This is a genomic window from Lentzea xerophila, from assembly GCF_051094245.1.
GTDB classification, from domain to species: domain Bacteria; phylum Actinomycetota; class Actinomycetes; order Mycobacteriales; family Pseudonocardiaceae; genus Lentzea; species Lentzea xerophila.
Genome location: NZ_CP194934.1, coordinates 4,158,194 through 4,174,372, shown reverse-complemented (window position 1 = coordinate 4,174,372; position 16,179 = coordinate 4,158,194). Strand labels below are relative to the sequence as shown.

17 protein-coding genes are annotated in these 16,179 nt (G+C 69.5%); 11 read left to right on the top strand and 6 right to left on the bottom strand.

All coding sequences use genetic code 11. The features are described 5' to 3' along the window. Window positions 1-38 precede the first annotated feature (38 nt). Window positions 39-371, bottom strand: coding sequence for a hypothetical protein (locus tag ACRSBM_RS19885; RefSeq protein WP_434445113.1), 333 nt, complete (start codon window positions 369-371; stop codon window positions 39-41). An 82-nt stretch (window positions 372-453) separates the two neighbouring features. Here ACRSBM_RS19885 and ACRSBM_RS19880 point away from each other — a divergent pair, with 82 nt between their 5' ends. From ACRSBM_RS19880 to ACRSBM_RS19850, 7 genes are all read left to right on the top strand, one after another. Continuing rightward, window positions 454-906, top strand: a complete 453-nt coding sequence (locus ACRSBM_RS19880) for a DUF4396 domain-containing protein (protein ID WP_434445112.1) — start codon at window positions 454-456, stop codon at window positions 904-906. A 304-nt stretch (window positions 907-1,210) separates the two neighbouring features. Beyond that, complete coding sequence (locus ACRSBM_RS19875; protein ID WP_434453136.1) at window positions 1,211-3,475, top strand: glycosyl hydrolase family 18 protein; 2,265 nt, start codon at window positions 1,211-1,213, stop codon at window positions 3,473-3,475. A gap of 163 nt (window positions 3,476-3,638) precedes the next feature. Further along, window positions 3,639-4,073: a helix-turn-helix transcriptional regulator gene (locus tag ACRSBM_RS19870; protein WP_434445111.1), complete on the top strand. Its 435-nt coding sequence runs from the start codon at window positions 3,639-3,641 to the stop codon at window positions 4,071-4,073. Between the two features lie 10 nt (window positions 4,074-4,083). Further along, a complete protein-coding gene (locus ACRSBM_RS19865) occupies window positions 4,084-4,506 on the top strand; it encodes a VOC family protein (RefSeq protein ID WP_434445110.1) in 423 nt (140 codons plus the stop codon). Window positions 4,507-4,671: 165 nt separating this feature from the next. Beyond that, window positions 4,672-5,934 carry a sensor histidine kinase gene (locus ACRSBM_RS19860; protein ID WP_434445109.1) on the top strand — a complete coding sequence of 421 codons (1,263 nt, stop codon included), beginning with the start codon at window positions 4,672-4,674 and terminating at the stop codon, window positions 5,932-5,934. Then, window positions 5,931-6,578 carry a response regulator gene (locus tag ACRSBM_RS19855; RefSeq protein ID WP_434445108.1) on the top strand — a complete coding sequence of 216 codons (648 nt, stop codon included), beginning with the start codon at window positions 5,931-5,933 and terminating at the stop codon, window positions 6,576-6,578. The genes ACRSBM_RS19860 and ACRSBM_RS19855 overlap by 4 nt, the downstream gene beginning before the upstream one ends. Window positions 6,579-6,979: 401 nt before the next feature. After that, complete coding sequence (locus ACRSBM_RS19850) at window positions 6,980-8,599, top strand: IS1634 family transposase (protein WP_434445107.1); 1,620 nt, start codon at window positions 6,980-6,982, stop codon at window positions 8,597-8,599. 61 nt (window positions 8,600-8,660) lie between these two features. On the opposite strand, the gene ACRSBM_RS19845 is transcribed toward ACRSBM_RS19850, so the two are convergent. Next, window positions 8,661-9,617: an NADP-dependent oxidoreductase gene (locus tag ACRSBM_RS19845; protein ID WP_434445106.1), complete on the bottom strand. Its 957-nt coding sequence runs from the start codon at window positions 9,615-9,617 to the stop codon at window positions 8,661-8,663. A 58-nt stretch (window positions 9,618-9,675) separates the two neighbouring features. Here ACRSBM_RS19845 and ACRSBM_RS19840 point away from each other — a divergent pair, with 58 nt between their 5' ends. Both ACRSBM_RS19840 and ACRSBM_RS19835 read left to right on the top strand, forming a co-directional pair. Then, the gene (locus ACRSBM_RS19840; RefSeq protein WP_434445105.1) at window positions 9,676-10,287 is read left to right on the top strand and encodes a TetR/AcrR family transcriptional regulator; all 612 of its coding nucleotides are present in this window, start codon (window positions 9,676-9,678) and stop codon (window positions 10,285-10,287) included. 140 nt (window positions 10,288-10,427) lie between these two features. After that, window positions 10,428-10,967 carry a hypothetical protein gene (locus tag ACRSBM_RS19835; RefSeq protein WP_434445104.1) on the top strand — a complete coding sequence of 180 codons (540 nt, stop codon included), beginning with the start codon at window positions 10,428-10,430 and terminating at the stop codon, window positions 10,965-10,967. A 162-nt stretch (window positions 10,968-11,129) separates the two neighbouring features. Here ACRSBM_RS19835 and ACRSBM_RS19830 read toward each other — a convergent pair whose 3' ends face one another. From ACRSBM_RS19830 to ACRSBM_RS19820, 3 genes are read right to left on the bottom strand one after another with little or no spacing between them, the layout of a single operon-like run. Next, window positions 11,130-11,696 (bottom strand): GNAT family N-acetyltransferase, encoded by a 567-nt coding sequence (locus tag ACRSBM_RS19830; protein ID WP_434445103.1) that lies wholly within the window; start codon window positions 11,694-11,696, stop codon window positions 11,130-11,132. 47 nt (window positions 11,697-11,743) lie between these two features. Continuing rightward, entirely contained in the window at window positions 11,744-12,097 is a 354-nt protein-coding gene (locus tag ACRSBM_RS19825; protein WP_434445102.1) for a VOC family protein, read from the bottom strand. A gap of 9 nt (window positions 12,098-12,106) precedes the next feature. After that, window positions 12,107-13,045 (bottom strand): RNA polymerase subunit sigma-70, encoded by a 939-nt coding sequence (locus ACRSBM_RS19820; protein WP_434445101.1) that lies wholly within the window; start codon window positions 13,043-13,045, stop codon window positions 12,107-12,109. A gap of 35 nt (window positions 13,046-13,080) precedes the next feature. Here ACRSBM_RS19820 and ACRSBM_RS19815 point away from each other — a divergent pair, with 35 nt between their 5' ends. Next, window positions 13,081-13,695, top strand: a complete 615-nt coding sequence (locus tag ACRSBM_RS19815; RefSeq protein WP_434445100.1) for a maleylpyruvate isomerase family mycothiol-dependent enzyme — start codon at window positions 13,081-13,083, stop codon at window positions 13,693-13,695. On the opposite strand, the gene ACRSBM_RS19810 is transcribed toward ACRSBM_RS19815, so the two are convergent. After that, window positions 13,688-14,131 carry a MarR family winged helix-turn-helix transcriptional regulator gene (locus ACRSBM_RS19810; protein ID WP_434445099.1) on the bottom strand — a complete coding sequence of 148 codons (444 nt, stop codon included), beginning with the start codon at window positions 14,129-14,131 and terminating at the stop codon, window positions 13,688-13,690. The two genes, ACRSBM_RS19815 and ACRSBM_RS19810, sit on opposite strands and share 8 nt — an antisense overlap. 56 nt (window positions 14,132-14,187) lie before the next feature. Between ACRSBM_RS19810 and ACRSBM_RS19805 the strand changes: the two genes are divergently transcribed. Beyond that, the gene (locus tag ACRSBM_RS19805) at window positions 14,188-16,164 is read left to right on the top strand and encodes an MMPL family transporter (protein ID WP_434445098.1); all 1,977 of its coding nucleotides are present in this window, start codon (window positions 14,188-14,190) and stop codon (window positions 16,162-16,164) included. Window positions 16,165-16,179: the final 15 nt, after the last annotated feature.

The following is a 16,179-nucleotide window of genomic DNA, read 5'->3' as shown; positions in this document are numbered from 1 at the left end:
CTCTGCGTGTGTGGACAGTGCCGAGTGGACTGGCGAACTCAGTTCCGCAGCACGCAGAGAGTCGTGAGGAGCTGTCTTCCGCCCGGTGGCGGACGTGGGGGAGTGCTCGGCGGCGTCTCGGTCCGGTGCGCCGCGAGCCGGGTGGGCGCCGTCCGGACCAGGAACCAGCCCAGCAGCACGAGGGCCGTGGCGACCAGCACCGCGAGGCACAGGTGCAGCAGGTCGTGGTCGTGCGGCTGTTCAGGTGCCTGGTGGTGGGAGACCGTGTGCCCGGCGTGCGGAGTTTCCGCCGCCGCGACATGGTGCATTCCGACGACGGCGAAGACGAGCGTGCAGAGCAGCACCCACTGGGTGACCCGGCGCCTCGTCATGGGACACACCCTACGAGGGCATGTCTTGATACCGATACCCCCTAGGGGTACGGTCGGCTCGACCCTGATGGAGGAGGACGAGATGGACCACGCTCCCGCGAGCCTGACCAGGCAGGCGATCTCCGCGACGCTGCACTGCCTCACCGGCTGCGCGATCGGCGAGGTGCTCGGCATGGTCATCGGCACGGCGCTGGGCTGGGGCAACCTCGCGACGATCGCGCTCGCCGTGGCGCTCGCGTTCGTGTTCGGCTACTCGCTGACGATCCGTCCGGTGCTGCGCTCGGGCCTCGCCTTCAAGGCGGCCCTCGGCGTCGCGCTCGCGGCGGACACCGTGTCGATCGCGGTGATGGAGGTCGTCGACAACGCGGTGATGCTGCTCGTGCCCGGCGCCATGGACTCGGGCCTCGCGAACTGGGTGTTCTGGGCCGCGCTGGCGTTCTCGCTGGCCGTCGCGTTCGTGGTGACGGTGCCGGTGAACCGCTGGATGATCGCGCGCGGCAAGGGCCACGCGGTCGTCCACCAGCACCACCACTGACCGGCTGGGACCGGGCGCGGGAGTAGCGCGTGCGCAAGTTCGCCTCCCGCGTCTCGCCGCCGCCGTGGGACAACCGCTGCCGCCGGGCAGGCGCCGTCGGTGGCTCTGCGCGCGGCAGCGCCGTGACGGATCGAGAAGTGAGAGCTAAACCGATTCACTGACACTCATTGTCAGTGATCGTCTATTGACGCAAAGGTCTGGACCATTTTACCGTTCCGGCAGTGGCCGCCGCCCTAGCCAGGAGGTCCTTCCCTTGCGACTGCTTGCCAGAGTGGTCCCGGTGCTAGCCCTGTTAGCCGGGACCGTGATAGCTGTGACCAACGCGCCGACCGCAGCCGCAGCCCACGAGGACTGCCGGCCGGACGGCCTGTACAAGACGCCGGGTGTCGAAGCGCCGTACTGCACGGTCTACGACACCGCCGGCCGCGAGAAGATGGGCGACAAGTCCCGTCGCGTGATCGGGTACTTCACGAGCTGGCGCACCGGCAAGAACGGCCAGCCCGGGTACCTCGCCAAGGACATCCCCTGGAACAAGGTCACGCACCTGAACTACGCGTTCGCGCACATCGACGCCCAGAACAAGATCTCGGTCGGTGCCAACAGCGCGACCAACTCGTCCATCGGCATGGAGTGGCCGGGCGTCGCGGGCGCCGAGATGGACCCGTCACTGTCCTACAAGGGGCACTTCAACCAGCTCACCAAGTTCAAGAAGCAGTACCCGGACGTCAAGACGCTGATCTCGGTCGGCGGCTGGGCGGAGACCGGTGGCTTCTTCAACGCCGACGGCACGCGCAACGCTTCGGGCGGCTTCTACAAGCTCGGCCAGAGCCAGGCAGCGATCGACACCTTCGCCGACAGCGTCGTCTCCTTCCTTCGCCAGTACGGTTTCAACGGCGCTGACATCGACTACGAGTACGCGACGTCGAACAACCACGCCGGCAACCCGGACGACTTCTGGATCTCCAACGCCAACCGCGGCACGCTGTGGGCCGGCTACCAGGCGATCATGAAGACCCTGCGGGAGAAGCTCGACCGCGCCGGTGCCGCCGACGGCAAGCACTACCTGCTGACCGCCGCCGTGCCCGCCTCGGGCTGGCTGCTGCGCGGCCAGGAGACGCACCAGGTCGTCAAGTACCTCGACTACCTCAACGTCATGAGCTACGACCTGCACGGCTCCTGGAACCACTTCGTCGGCCCGAACGCCGCTCTCTACGACGACGGCAAGGACGGCGAGCTCTCGGCCGGTGGCGTGTACACGGCCCCGCAGTACGAGGGCATGGGCTACCTCAACACCGACTGGGCGTACCACTACTACCGCGGCGCCATGCAGGCCGGACGCATCAACATCGGCGTGCCGTTCTACTCGCGCGGCTGGCAGGGCGTCACCGGTGGCACGAACGGGTTGTGGGGCAAGGCGGCGCTGCCGAACCAGTCACAGTGCCCGCCCGGCACCGGTTCCTCGGTCGGCTCGACCACGCCGTGCGGCAACGGCGCGACCGGTGTCGACAACCTCTGGCACGACGTCACCGCCGGTGGCGCCGAGGTCCCGTCCGGCGTGAACCCGTTGTGGCACACCAAGAACCTGGAAGCCAAGATCACCGGTTCGTACTCCTCGCAGTACGGCCTCGACCCGGCCAACGACCCGGCCGACCGCCTGACCGGCACGTACACGCCGCACTACGACTCGACGCTGAAGTCGCCGTGGCTGTGGAACAACGACAAGAAGGTGTTCCTCTCCACGGAGACCGAGCAGTCGATCGCCGAGAAGGCCAAGTACGTGCGGGACAAGGGTCTCGGCGGCATCATGATCTGGGAGCTCGCCGGCGACTACCGGTTCGACTCCGCCAAGAACGAGTACTTCATGGGTGACACGCTGCTGTCGACCATCAACACGGGCCTCAACGGCGCCGCGCCCTACGGTGCCTCGAAGGCCACGACGCAGCAGACGCAGTCCCTCGCGGTCGACGTGGACATCCACGGCTTCGCGTTGGGCGACAACAACTACCCGATCACGCCGAAGATCAAGTTCACCAACCGTTCGCAGGTGACGATCCCCGGTGGCACGAAGATCGCGTTCGACTACGGCACCAGCGCCCCCGGCAGCATGGCCGACCAGTCCGGGTTCGGGCTCAAGGTCGTGTCCAAGGGGCACAGCGGGCCCAACGTCGGTGGCCTGAAGGGAGACTTCCAGAAGGCGGAGCTCACGCTGCCGTCGTGGCAGTCGCTCGCGCCGGGCGCGTCGATCGAGATGACCGTCAGCTACCAGCTGCCGATCTCGACGCCGTCGAACTTCGTGTTCACCTTCGGCGGCCAGTCGTACGCGATCTCGGCGGACTACCCGCGCATCGGCGGCGGCACCTCGCCGACCTCGACCACGACCAGCACGACGACGACCACGTCGAACCCGCCGGTCTGCGCTCTGCCCGCGTGGGAGAGCGGCAAGGTCTACACCGGTGGCAACGAGGTGTCGCACAAGGGCCGCAAGTGGCGGGCCCAGTGGTGGACGCAGAACGAGGAGCCCGGCACCACGGGTGAGTGGGGCGTCTGGCGCGACCAGGGCGCCTGCTAGCGGCGCGGCTCGGACCGTTGGCTGGGTGACTCGCGCTCAGCAGGGCGCCTCGCGGCACCAGTCTGACCCGCGAGTTCGCCCGGCGACGGTCCGAGCCCCACCACGAGGTCGCTGGTTCCCGTTCGTCAGCGATCTGTCAGGCGCGGGGCTTAGGCTGTCCGTCGTGACCGCCCAAGACCCGCGCCTGCAGGAACTGCTCCTGCTTCGCAAGGTCCGCGACCGGATCGACCGCGAGTACCGCGAACCCCTTGACGTCGCGGCGCTGGCCCGCGGCGTGCACCTGTCCGCGGGCCACCTCTCCCGCGCGTTCCGCGCCGCGTTCGGCGAGTCGCCCTACAGCTACCTGATGACCCGCCGCATCGAGCGCGCCATGACCCTGCTGCGCCGCGGCGACATGTCGGTCACCGACGTCTGCTTCGAGGTCGGCTGCACCTCGCTCGGCACGTTCAGCACGCGCTTCTCCGAACTCGTCGGCATGTCGCCGAGCCAGTACCGGAAGGTCGCGGCCACCGACGGGCAGGGCATCCCGAACTGTCTGGCCAAGGCCGTGATGCGGCCGATCAGGAATCGAGAAGCGGCGACCGGTTCGCCAGATTAGGTTCATCGTCATGTCAGTCATCATCGCCGCGGCGTTCCTGCCGGCAGACGACCCAGAGAAGTCCCTCGGCTTCTTCCGCGACGCGCTCGGCTTCGAGGTCCGCCAGGACGTCGGCCAGGGCACCATGCGCTGGATCACCGTCGGCCCGCCCGACCAGCCGGAGACCGGCATCGTGCTGCACCCGCCCGCCGCCGACCCCGGCGTGAGCGACGAGGAGCGCCGCACGATCGCCGTCCTGATGGCGAAGGGTGTCTACACGGCACTGTCGCTCGCGTCGAAGGACCTGCAGGGCACGTTCGACCGGGCGCGGGCCTGGGTCGAGGAGACGGGCGTGGGCGAGGTGTTGCAGGAGCCAGAGGACCAGCCCTGGGGAGTGCGGGACTGCGCGTTCCGTGACCCGGCCGGCAACCTGGTCCGCGTCAACCAGCTCTGAGCGTGGCGTCCGGGGCCTCGTGCGGGTTCCGGACCGCGGGTGGTCCGCCCGGCATGTCGTCCGCACGGCGTCCGGTGTGGACCACCCGCCCACCTTGATCGCGAGTTGTCCACAGGCCGGCGGAACGCTGCCCGCGGCGAAACGCGTGGCAGGTACCTTGAGCCGGTGGAAGAGCCAGTGTGGAACGAGTGGCGGCGGCCCGGCCCGACGCCGGTGCAACGGCGGCGCGACATCGGCATCGCCGTGATCGTGCTGCTGTGCGCGGTCGAGGTCACCACGCTGGTCAACAGCATGGGCGCCTTCGCCTTCAAGACCGCGCCGGAACTGCCGGTGCAGCTCGCGTGGATGCTCGCCCTGTCCCTGCCGCTCGTGGTGCGCCGCCGGTACCCGCTGGCCGTGATGCTCGTGGTGTCCACGCTGTTCATCGCCGCGCAGTGGAACCAGGTCGGCGACAACATGGTGCCGTCCGCGATCCTCTTCCTCGCGATCTTCACCGTCGGCGCGTGGGAGCAGAACCGTCTCGTCGCGCGCTGGTCCCGCATCGGTGTCATCGGCGCGATGTTCCTGTGGCTCGGGTTCAACCTCGTCCGCGCCCTCATCGGGCCGAAGGGTGAGTTCGAGGACGCCGCCGGGCCGTTGGATCCGGTGCTCGCCTCCGTCCTTTACGGACTGGAGTTCAACATCTTCTTCTTCCTGTTCGCCTACGTGGTGGGGGAGATGGCGTGGTCGGGTGCCCGGCGCCGGGCGCAGCTCGAGTTCCAGGCCGAGGAACTGCGGCGGTCGCAGGAGCAGAACACCCGCGGCGCCATCGCGGCCGAGCGGATGCGGATCGCCCGCGACCTGCACGACGTCGTGGCGCACCACGTGTCCGTGATGGGTATCCAGGCCGGTGCCGCCCGCCGTGTCCTCGACTCCGATCCGGCCCTCGCCCGTGACGCGTTGCAGACCGTCGAGCAGACCGCCCGGACCGCGATCAGCGAGCTGCGCGGCCTGCTCGGGGTCCTGCGTGCCGACGCGGACACCGACCTCAAGGCCGCTCCTGGCCTGGACGACCTGCCGGAGTTGTTGGAGAACGCCCGCGCCGCCGGCCTGGAGGTCTCGCACGGCGTGTACGGCGCACCGAGAGAGGTGCCGTCCGGCGTCGCGTTATCGGCTTATCGCGTCGTTCAGGAAGCACTCACGAACGTGGTGAAACACGCGGACGCCCAGCACGTCGACGTCCGGATGCGCTTCCTGGACAGTGCTCTGGAGCTGGAGATCGCCGACGACGGCCGCGGCCGCCCGGCCACCACCGGTACCGGCTTCGGACTTGTCGGCATGCGGGAACGCCTTGCCGTGCACGGCGGTTCGCTGCAGGCAGGACCACGGCGTGACGCGGGCTATCTGATCCGTGCGTCGCTGCCGACGGCGTTGGAGGAGAAGGCGTGAGTCTGCGAGTCGTGCTGGCCGACGACCAGGACCTGGTCCGGGCGGGCTTCCGCGTCATCCTCGGCACCGAGCCGGGCATCGAGGTGATCGGTGAGGCGGGCGACGGTGCGCAGGCCGTGGAACTCGTCGCGTCGCTGCGGCCGGACGTCGTGCTGATGGACGTCCAGATGCCCCGCATGGACGGCCTGGAAGCCACCCGCCAGATCCTTTCCACGGGCCAGGGCACCCGCGTCGTCATCCTCACGACCTTCGACCGCGAGGACTACCTGTTCGAGGCGCTGCAGGCCGGCGCCAGCGGCTTCCTGCTGAAGAACGCCTCACCCGAAGACCTCGTCGAGTCGGTGCGGGTCGTCGCGCGCGGCGACGCGTTGCTCTCGCCCGAGGTGACGCGCCGGGTGATCGCCCGGTTCAGCACCGCGGCCCGCGAACGGACCAGGCCGCCCGAGCTGACCGACCGCGAGTTCGAGGTGCTGGTGGAACTTGCCAAGGGCGCGTCCAACGCCGAGATCGCCGCCACGTTGTTCCTGGGGGAGACGACGGTCAAGACGCACGTCTCGCGCGTGCTGACCAAACTCGGCCTGCGCGACCGCACGCACGCCGTCGTGTTCGCCTACGAGAGGGGCATCGTCACGCCCGGTGGCTAGTGCGTTGTCCAGCTCACCGGCCGCTTGGGCGGCGGCCGCCGAGGCGGGCAGAGCAGGCCGGTTGACCTGGCCACGAACGCCTACGGGTAACGCAGGTGGTCGGACGCGGTCGCGTCACCCCGGTACGGCCCCGGCATCGGGAACGCCGATGCCGGCGATCACGCGGTTGGTCGAGCGGATGAGGTCACCCGGCCGCGCCGTCATCCACGCCTGCAACGAGAAGGGCCTGGCCCCGGCCTCTCGGTGGGCGAGAGGCCGTCGCGCCCGGCCAGTGCCGATGACATCGCCTTCGTCATCGCGACGGCCGTGATCTAGACCCGTCTTCCGCACATAGAAGTGAGTGACTTGATCAGGCGGCCCAGTGGCTGCCTGATCAGGGAGTTCTGCCAGGGTGTCCGGTCGTGGATCAACGTGGACAGCGGGCCCGGTATGTGACGGCGAGGCTGGAGAAGTCGCTGGGCGCGTTGCCGGTCGTGGCCGACTACTGCCGCCGCCTGGACCTGGCCGGGATCATCGACCGGGCGTGTCCGGTGCGTGATCTCGCGCATCTGAGCCACGGCCAGGTGATCGAGGCGCTGATCGCGAACCGGCTCACCTCGCCCGCGCCGCTGGTCCGGGTATCGGAATGGGCCGGCCAGTGGGCGGTCGAGGAGGTTTTCGGCATCGCCGCCGAGCTGCTCAACGACGACCGGATCGGCCGGGCGCTGGACGCGATCGCGCCCGAGCTGGACGGGATCATCGGATCCGTTGGGGCCCAGGCGATCTCGGCGTTCGGGCTGGAGGTGTCCCGGCTGCACTGGGACATGACCTCGATCTCCCTGCACGGGGACTTCGCCGGCAACGACGAGGACTACCCGGCCCCGAAGTACGGCCACCCCAAAGACCGCCGCCACGACCTCAAACAGATCCAGGCCGGGCTGGCGGTCACCTCCGACGGCGCGGTCCCGGTGTTCCACCGCGCCTACGACGGCAACGCCGGCGAGGTGACTCAGGTCGTCGCGGCGATGACCGCGCTGACGAAAATGGCCGCGCCGCGGGACTTCTTGCTGGTCGGGGATTCCAAACTGGTGTCCTACAGCAACCTTGTGGCGATGGCTGATGCCGGTGTCGCGTTCCTGGCGCCCGCGTCCAAGACCTACGTCCCGGCCGCTGTCCTTGCCACGCTGGACATCCACGCCGCAGTCGAGGTCGACCACGTGGCCGAACGAGACCTGGGAAAGCCTACCGCCGAGCAGGGCCGGTGGCGGGTGCTCGAGGACACTATGACGCTGACCGGGCCCCGCAAGAAGGACCCCGTGCTCACGCTGCGCCGGGTGTTCGTGCACTCCACCGCCCGCGCCCAGGCCGCCGTCACCGCACGAGAACGCAAACTCGCCCAGGCCCGCGCCGACCTGGGGCGGCTGGCACGCGGGCTGGGCAGCCGGCACTATCCCGACGCCGCGTCAGTCACCGCCCGGATCGCCACGATCAGCAAGGCCCGCCGGGTCAGCGCCTTGCTGCGCGCCACGGTGAGCACCGACCCCGCCACCAGCAAACCCGCCCTGGCCTGGGAGTTCGACGACCAGGCCCTGGCCGCCGAGGCCGCCCTCGACGGCTGGCACGCGCTGCTGACCAACCTTCATCCCGCCGACGCCGACACGGCCGAAGTGCTGCGCCGCTACAAGGGCCAGGAAACCGTCGAACGCCGCTACGGCGCGTTCAAGGGACCACTCGCGGTGGTGCCGCTGTTCCTCAAGAACAACCGGCGCATCGCCGCGCTGATCACCGTGATCTGCCTGGCACTGCTGATCTTCTGCCTGATCGAACGTCAGACACGACTCGCGATCGCCCCGCACACCACACTCGACGGACTCTACGTCGGACGCCCCGCCAAACCCACCGGCCGGCTGATCTTCGAGGCGCTGGCCCGGCTCCGGCTCATCCCTGCCACCGCGAACGAACCTCCCGGCATCCCGCAACCACCACCACTACAGGCCACACTCCTGGCCCTGCTAGAGGTTGATCCAACCAGGCGAAGATGATCAAATCCCACCTCGGAAATGATCACCAAAGTTGATCAACCCCCATGTGCGGAACGCGGGTCTAGAGGCCGATGACGACCTTGCCCTGCACGTGCCGGGCGGCCTGGAGCTCGACCGCGCGGCGGATCTGCTCGACCGGGAAGCTCGCCCCGACAGGCACCCGCAGCCGGCCCGCCGCGACCAGGCGAGCGATCTCTTCCAGGGCGCCGGGAGCGGCATTGGCGCCGTTGGCCGCGCGCACGCCGTCGACCTGCGCGGCGACGGTGCAGATGCGGCCGTCCGGAATGCCGAGTTCCCTCGCGGTGTGCACCGTCTCCGTCCCGTGCAGGTCGATGGCGGCGGTGACACCGCCGGGAGCGAGGGCTCGGACCCGGTCGGCCAGGCCGTCGCCGTAAGTGACCGGCTCGGCTCCGAGATCGCGCAGGAAGTCGGCCGATGTCGCCGATCCCGTCCCGATCACGCGCGCTCCCGCGATCCGGGCCAGCTGGACGGCGAACACCCCGACCCCGCCGCCCGCGCCGCCGATCAGCACCGTGTCGTCCGGGCCGGGGCCGACCACGGCGAGGGCGGCGGAGGCCGTGCGGCCGGCGATCGTGAGGGCGGCGGCGGTGCGGTCGTCGACGCCGCCGGGGGTGTGATGGACCTCGTTCGCCGCGGTCTCCCCGGCCGCGTCGACCACCACGAAGTCGCTTACCGCGCGGGACAGGGCGCCCCCGAACACCCGGTCGCCCGGCGCGAAGCCGGTCACGCCGTCGCCGACCTGGTCGACCACTCCCGCGTAGTCGGTTCCGAACCCGGCCGGGAGGCTCAGGCCGAACCGGGCGGCGGTGTCCGCGTCGGCGGTCATGATCCAGTCCATCGGGTTGAGACCGGCCGCGGTGACCCGCACGCGGACCTGGCCCTGGCCGGCCTGCGGAGCGGGAACCTCGCGGAGGACGAGGACTTCGGGGCCGCCGAACGAGTCGAGCTGGACCGCCCTGCTCGTGTCCGTCCGCGGGTGATCGCTCTGTCGCTGCATGTGCGCCTGTCTCCTTGGAATGAAGGTCACGCAGAGAAACGGACTATGCTCCGTTTACATGGACGACTCTAACACAACCGGAGCGCGATCCGTTTTAGCTGAGACGGGTGTACGCGGACCACGGGCGGACGCGACGCGTAACCGCGACCAGCTGCTCGCGGTGGCGACGCGGATGTTCGGGTCGGCCGACGCCGAGCCGTCGATGCGTGCGATCGCCCGCGAGGCCGGGGTTGGCATCGCCACGCTCTACCGGCACTTCCCGACCCGCGAGTCGCTGGTCGACGCGGTCTACCGGGACCAGGTCGTGCGACTGACGACCGGCGCTCGTGAGCTGCTCAGCCGGCTGCCTCCGGCCGCGGCGATGCGGCGCTGGATGGACCTGTTCGGGGACTGGATCGCGACCAAGAACGGCATGCTCGACACGCTGCTCGCGATGATCGAGTCGGGGGAGATCGCCCACGCCCAGACCCGCACCGACCTGCTGGGCGCCATCACCACGATTCTCGACGCCGGACACGCGGCGGGCGACCTCCGCTCCGACGTCACCGCCGAGGACATCGCCGCCGCCCTCATCGGCATCTTCACCGTGGCCCCCCGGCCCGAGCAGGAAGCCCAGGCCGGTCGCCTGCTGAACCTCCTGATCGACGGCCTCCGGCCGCTGCCCGGCTGAGCCGCCTGCTGACGTTCGATGGCCGGCGCGCAGACGCGTACGCAAACTGACGTACGCGAGATCAGAGCATGAGCGGATGAAGCGCGGGTTGGTGGTGGCGAGAGTAGGACGCGACACCACGAGAGAAGGAGTGCACCGCGATGACTACCACCCGCAAGCTCAGCGGTCCTGCCCGCAAAGGCGTGCTGCTCATGCACATCCTGTCGGCGGCGGCGTGGCTCGGCATCGACCTCGCACTCGGGATCCTCGTCGTGGTCGCACTGTCCACAGAGGACGTCGGCACCGCGGGCGTGGCGATCCAGGCGATCGGCCTGTTCGCGATCTGGCCGATGCTCGGTGCCAGCGTCGTGTGCATGATCTCCGGCGTCGTGCTCGGCCTCGGCAGTAAGTACGGGCTTGTGCGGTACTGGTGGGTCGCGATCAAGCTGGTCCTGAACGTCGGCATGTCGCTGCTGATCGCGTTCTCGCTCAGGCCCGGCGTCGAGGAAGCCGCGCGGATCGGCGAACGGATGCTGGCGGGCGACCCGGCCGCGGTGGCGCCGTCCGACATGATGTACCCGGTCGTGGTCGCGCCGACGTTGCTGCTGATCGCCTACTTCCTGTCGGTGTTCAAGCCGTGGGGCCGCATCCGCAGGTCAGCCGAGCCGGCCAGGCGCCGCGACCTCGTCGGGGCGGTCTAGCCGCAGGAAGTGCCCGCCACGGTCTCGCCCCGCGACTCCGGGGCGAGACCGTGGCGGCGCCGGCGTCGTCTCGGGCGTGACACTGCCGCGACAAGTAGGTCCCCGTCATCCGCGGCCGGCGCGGGAAGACGCTCGGTCAGGCCGCGATCTCGCCGAACCGCGTCAGAAGTCCACCCTCATCACGAAACGCCGCTTGGTCGGGTGCGTGACCTGCACGAACCCGGCCTCCTCGAACACCTGCCGCGCACCGACGTGCATCTCGCCCCACGTGACGTTCTGACCGGGCACGGCGATCATCGGGTACGCCTCGACGGCACGAGCACCCTGCTTGCGAGCGTGGCCGACGGTGGCCGCCGCCAGCTCGTACGTGAGCCCCTGCCGCCGGAATCCCTTGCGCACCACGAAACACGTCACGGCCCACACGCCGTCGTCGTCCTTGTCCTCGGCGCGGCCCTTCCACGGAATGGGCAGGTCGAGGAGCTTCGCGTAGTCGCACCGCGGCTCGACCGCCACCCATCCGGCGGGCTCGTCGTCCACATAGGCCACCAGCCCACTGCCCCGCGCGGACTGCTCCTCGTGCGCGGCGTAACGCTCGTCGAACGTCGAGTCGCGCCACATCCAGCCCTTGACCTTGTAGCGCTGGCAGTGGCACTTGCCGGGCTCGGAGCCGTCGAAGATCGCCTCGACGTCCTCCCACGGCACCTCGTCCGACGGCACGATCCGGATCACGACGACCAGCCTAGGGTGGACCCGGGCTCTAGCAGGTCACCGCCCTGCTAGAGCTCCTGGGTGAGGTTGACCGGGTTTCCGTCCGGATCGAACACGTGCGCCACGCGCTGCCCCCACGGCATGTCGTTCGACGGCCCCCGCACCCGCCCGCCCGCGGGCTCGACGAGCGTCAGCACCGCGTCGACGTCGGCCACCCCGATGCTCAGCAGGACCCGCGGAGCCGCCGAGAGGTCGGTGTCCTGCGCGACGAGGCCCAGCTCGGAGTCGTCGATCTTGAGGGCCTGGTAGAACACCGGCCCCTCCGCCGGGTGCCGGAACACCTCGGTCGCGCCGAAGACCTGCTCGTAGAACGCCTGCACCGCCTCGAGGTTGGGCGTCACGATGATGGGCTGGATCGCCATGGATTCCTCCTAGTCGTCCACGGAGATACGGGCCGGCCGCCCGGAACTCATCGGTGAGCCGAAGATCGGCAGCAGCTCGTCCACGTTGAGGAATGTCGTGGTGCCCGTGACCAGCCCGTTCCGCACGTCGAGGAACACCAGCCCGAACGGCTGTTCCATCCCCGGCCGCAGCTGCCAGTACGCCGGCGAGGCATTCGCCCGCACCGGTACCAGCCAAGCGTTCTCGCACGCGGCGTTGGGGGAGTTCAGCACCACCGAGATCGGTCCACGCCCGCGCAGCCACCAGCTGAACGGCGGCATCGACATCGTGGCGTCCTCGTGCAACAGCGCCACCAGGGTCCGCATGTCATGCCGGTCGAACGCCTCGCAGTAGCGGCTGAGCAGCGACTGCTGCACGGGATCCGCCGGGTTCAACGGCTCGCCGGGGTCGACGGCCCGCATCGACGCCCGCGCGCGTTGCAGAGCGCTGTTCACCGCCGCGACCGACACGGACAGCAGCGCGGCGACCTCGGAGGCCTGCCACGCCAGCACGTCGCGCAGGATCAGCACCGCGCGCTGCCGAGCCGGCAGGTGCTGCAGAGCGGCCACGAACGCCAGCCGCACGGTCTCGCGGCGGATCGCCTGGTCCTCGGGCAGCACCAGCGCGTCCGGTACGGGCTGCACGAACGCGAGGCCGGGCAGCGGCTCACCGAGATCACCGCCGGAAGGTCCCAGGTCGACGGCCAGGGCGCGGCGCTGAGCGGACCGCAGCATGTCGATGCAGATGTTGGTGGCGATGCGGTAGAGCCAAGTCCGCAGAGACGCACGCGACGAGTCGTAGCTGTCGAACGACTTCCATGCGCGCACAAGTGTTTCCTGCACGGCGTCCTCGGCCTCGTAGCCGGAACCGAGCATGCGGTAGCAATAGCCGGTCAGCTCGATCCGGAACGCCTCCAGCGCCTCGATCATGCACCGGACCCTACGCCGACCGATGAGTACGGACCGTGCGATCCGTACACCAGAGCATGACGCTGGACATCCGGGCCGCGGTGGCGGCCGAACGACGTGACCAGGCCGAGCTCCTGAGCGGCCTCACGCACCAACAGTGGGACGCGCCGAGCCTGTGTGAGGGCTGGAGCGTGAAGCACGTCGTCGCCCACACGACGCTGCCGTTCCGCTCGTCGGTCAAACGCGTCCTGGTCGAGACGCTGAAGTCGGCGGGCCGGTTCAACCACGCCTCCGACCGCATGGCTCGCGCGGACGCCCGGACGTGCTCGACCAGCGACCTGCTCGACGCACTCAAAGCCAACATCGACCACCCGTGGACGCCACCCGGCGGCGGGCCGGAGGGCGCGCTCTCGCACGACGTCATCCACGGCCTCGACATCACGGTCGCGCTCGGCCTGGACCGCAAGGTCCCGGCGGACCGGCTGAGCATCGTGCTCGGGGGCGTGAAGCCCGGCCACATCAGGTATTTCGGAGCGGACCTGAAGGGCAAGCGGCTGGAGGCCACCGACCTGGACTGGACGTTCGGCGAGGGCACGCCGGTCAGAGGCGAGGCGCAGGACCTGCTGCTGCTCGTGTGCGGGCGGCGGTTGCCACCGGGTCGGCTCAGCTGACCTCTTCACGCACGCGGGTCGTCGCCTCGATCGTCGAGGTGAGGAACCGCGCGACGACCTGACGCTCCTCGGCACTCATCCGCCCCCACGCGGCGGCGTAGCCACGCGCGAGCGGCTGGAAGAACGTCGCGGCCAATGCCGTCGCCTTGTCGAGCACCCGGAGCTCGACCCGGCGGCGGTCGCCGGGGTCGCGGTCGCGGACCACGTGACCGGCCTTCTCCAGGCGGTCCAGCACGGACGTCGTGGCCGACGCGCTGAGGTTCAGGGCCTTCGCGAGCGAACCCGGCGTCATCGGGGTCGTCATGATCAGGTTTAGCGCGGTCATGTCCGTGGGATGCAACTCGTGGGCGGCGCTGAAGATCTCCAGGAACCGGTTCGACTCCATCACCAACGCGCGCAGCATCATGCTCAGGTCGTAGTCGGTTGCGTCGCTCACGGATCACAGCCTACTGTTTCGGCCACCGAAACGTTCGACGATCGAAGGAATGTCCGATGCGCGTCCTTGCCGGGGTCCTGCTCGTCGTCTGGCTGGCCCTGGGCGGCTTCACCGGGCCCTACGCGGGCAAGTTGTCGGAGGTCTCGGAGAACGACAGCAGCGCGTTCCTGCCGAACTCCGCCGAGTCCACCCAGGTCGCCGAGCTGCAGAAGAAGTTCCAGCGGACCAACGCGATCCCGGCGATCGTCGTGGCCGAACGGGCGGGCGGGCTGACCGAGGAGGACAAGAAGTTCCTCGCCGAGCGTGGCGAGCGCTTCCAGGCCTCGCCGGTGATCCCGGCACCGAACGACAACGAGGCCGCCCAGCTCGTCGTGCTGCTCGACCCGGCGAAGGACGTGAAGGACTCGGTCGCCGAGCTCCGCGACGGCGCGCGTGGCGCTCCCGAAGGGCTGACGGTGCTGGTCACCGGACCCGCAGCGCAGGTCGCCGACCTCGTCGAGGCGTTCGGCGGGATCGACGGGTTGCTGCTGATCGTCGCGGCCGCCGTGGTCGCGTTGATCCTGCTCGTCGTCTACCGCAGCCCGCTGCTGCCGGTCGTCGTGCTCGTGTCCGCCGTGTTCGCTCTCGGCCTCGCCAGCTTCGTCGTCTACCTGCTGGCCAAGAACGACGTGCTGACGCTGAACGGCCAAAGTCAGGGCATCCTCTCGATCCTGGTGTTCGGCGCGGCGACGGACTACGCGTTGCTGCTCGTGTCGAGGTTCCGCGAGGAACTGCGCGACAGCCAGGACAAGGTCGCGGCCATCCGCACCGCCTGGCGCGGCACGATCGAACCGATCACGGCGTCGGCCGGCACGGTGATCCTCGGCGTGCTGTGCCTGTTGTTCAGCGACCTCGACTCGAACAAGGGGCTCGGGCCGGTGGCGGCCATCGGCATCGGCGCCGCGCTGCTGACCACGATGACGTTCCTGCCCGCCGCACTGGCGCTGCTCGGCCGCGGGGCGTTCTGGCCGTTCGCGCCGAAGTTCGGCTCGACGCACCCGGAGACCAGCGGTCTGTGGGGTCGCGTCGCGAAGCTGGTGCGCCGCAGGCCGCGCGCGATCTGGATCGTCACGACGCTCGTACTGCTCGCCGGCGCCGCGTTCCTGCCGCAGCTCAAGGCATCGGGCACCGCGCAGTCCGACGTGTTCCTGACCGAGGTCGAGTCCGTCGCGGGGCAGGAGGTGCTGTCGCGGCACTTCCCCGGTGGCGCCGGGTCGCCGACCGTGATCATCGCCGCCGAGGGCGAGACCGCCGAGGTCCTGCGGAAGTCCAAAGTGGACGGTGTCGCCGACGTGCGGCCGACCGGAACGGCCGAGGGCCTGGTCCGCGTCGAGGCCACGCTGACGGACGCGCCGGACTCGGACGCCGCGGTGGCGACGGTCGAGCGCATCCGTGCGGCGGTGCAGGGGATCGACGACGTGAAGGTCGGCGGGCAGACGGCGACGTTGCTCGACACCAGGACGACGTCCGAACACGACCGGTTGCTGATCATCCCGATCGTCCTGGTCGTGATCTTCCTCGTGCTGGCGCTGCTGCTCAGGTCGTTGCTGGCGCCGTTGTTGCTGATCGCGACCGTGGTGCTGTCGTTCGCGGCCACGATGGGCGTGTCGGCGCTGGTGTTCAACCACGTCCTCGGCTTCCCCGGCTCCGATCCGGTGGTGCCGCTGTTCGGGTTCGTGTTCCTGGTGGCGCTGGGCATCGACTACAACATCTTCCTGATGACCCGCGCCCGCGAGGAGACCCGGCACCTCGGCACCGTCGAGGGCACGATCAGGGGACTCAGCCTGACCGGTGGTGTGATCACGTCGGCGGGTGTGGTGCTGGCGGCGACGTTCGCGGCACTGGCCGTGCTGCCGATCCTGTTCCTGACGCAGATCGCGTTCATCGTGGCGTTCGGCGTCCTGCTGGACACGTTGCTGGTGCGGTCGTTGCTGGTGCCGGCGCTGTCGGTGGACATCGGCGGGCGAATCTGGTGGCCGTCGAAGCTGCGGTGAGTCAGGATTCCGGGC

Excerpts from the sequence above, each read along its gene's own strand:
- ACRSBM_RS19845 (WP_434445106.1), bottom strand. The coding sequence starts at position 9,617 with ATGCAGCGACAGAGCGATCACCCGCGGACGGACACGAGCAGGGCGGTC.
- ACRSBM_RS19880 (WP_434445112.1), top strand. The coding sequence starts at position 454 with ATGGACCACGCTCCCGCGAGCCTGACCAGGCAGGCGATCTCCGCGACG.
- ACRSBM_RS19825 (WP_434445102.1), bottom strand. The coding sequence starts at position 12,097 with ATGGCGATCCAGCCCATCATCGTGACGCCCAACCTCGAGGCGGTGCAG.
- ACRSBM_RS19835 (WP_434445104.1), top strand. The coding sequence starts at position 10,428 with ATGACTACCACCCGCAAGCTCAGCGGTCCTGCCCGCAAAGGCGTGCTG.
- ACRSBM_RS19820 (WP_434445101.1), bottom strand. The coding sequence starts at position 13,045 with ATGATCGAGGCGCTGGAGGCGTTCCGGATCGAGCTGACCGGCTATTGC.
- ACRSBM_RS19805 (WP_434445098.1), top strand. The coding sequence starts at position 14,188 with ATGCGCGTCCTTGCCGGGGTCCTGCTCGTCGTCTGGCTGGCCCTGGGC.
- ACRSBM_RS19885 (WP_434445113.1), bottom strand. The coding sequence starts at position 371 with ATGACGAGGCGCCGGGTCACCCAGTGGGTGCTGCTCTGCACGCTCGTC.
- ACRSBM_RS19840 (WP_434445105.1), top strand. The coding sequence starts at position 9,676 with ATGGACGACTCTAACACAACCGGAGCGCGATCCGTTTTAGCTGAGACG.
- ACRSBM_RS19865 (WP_434445110.1), top strand. The coding sequence starts at position 4,084 with ATGTCAGTCATCATCGCCGCGGCGTTCCTGCCGGCAGACGACCCAGAG.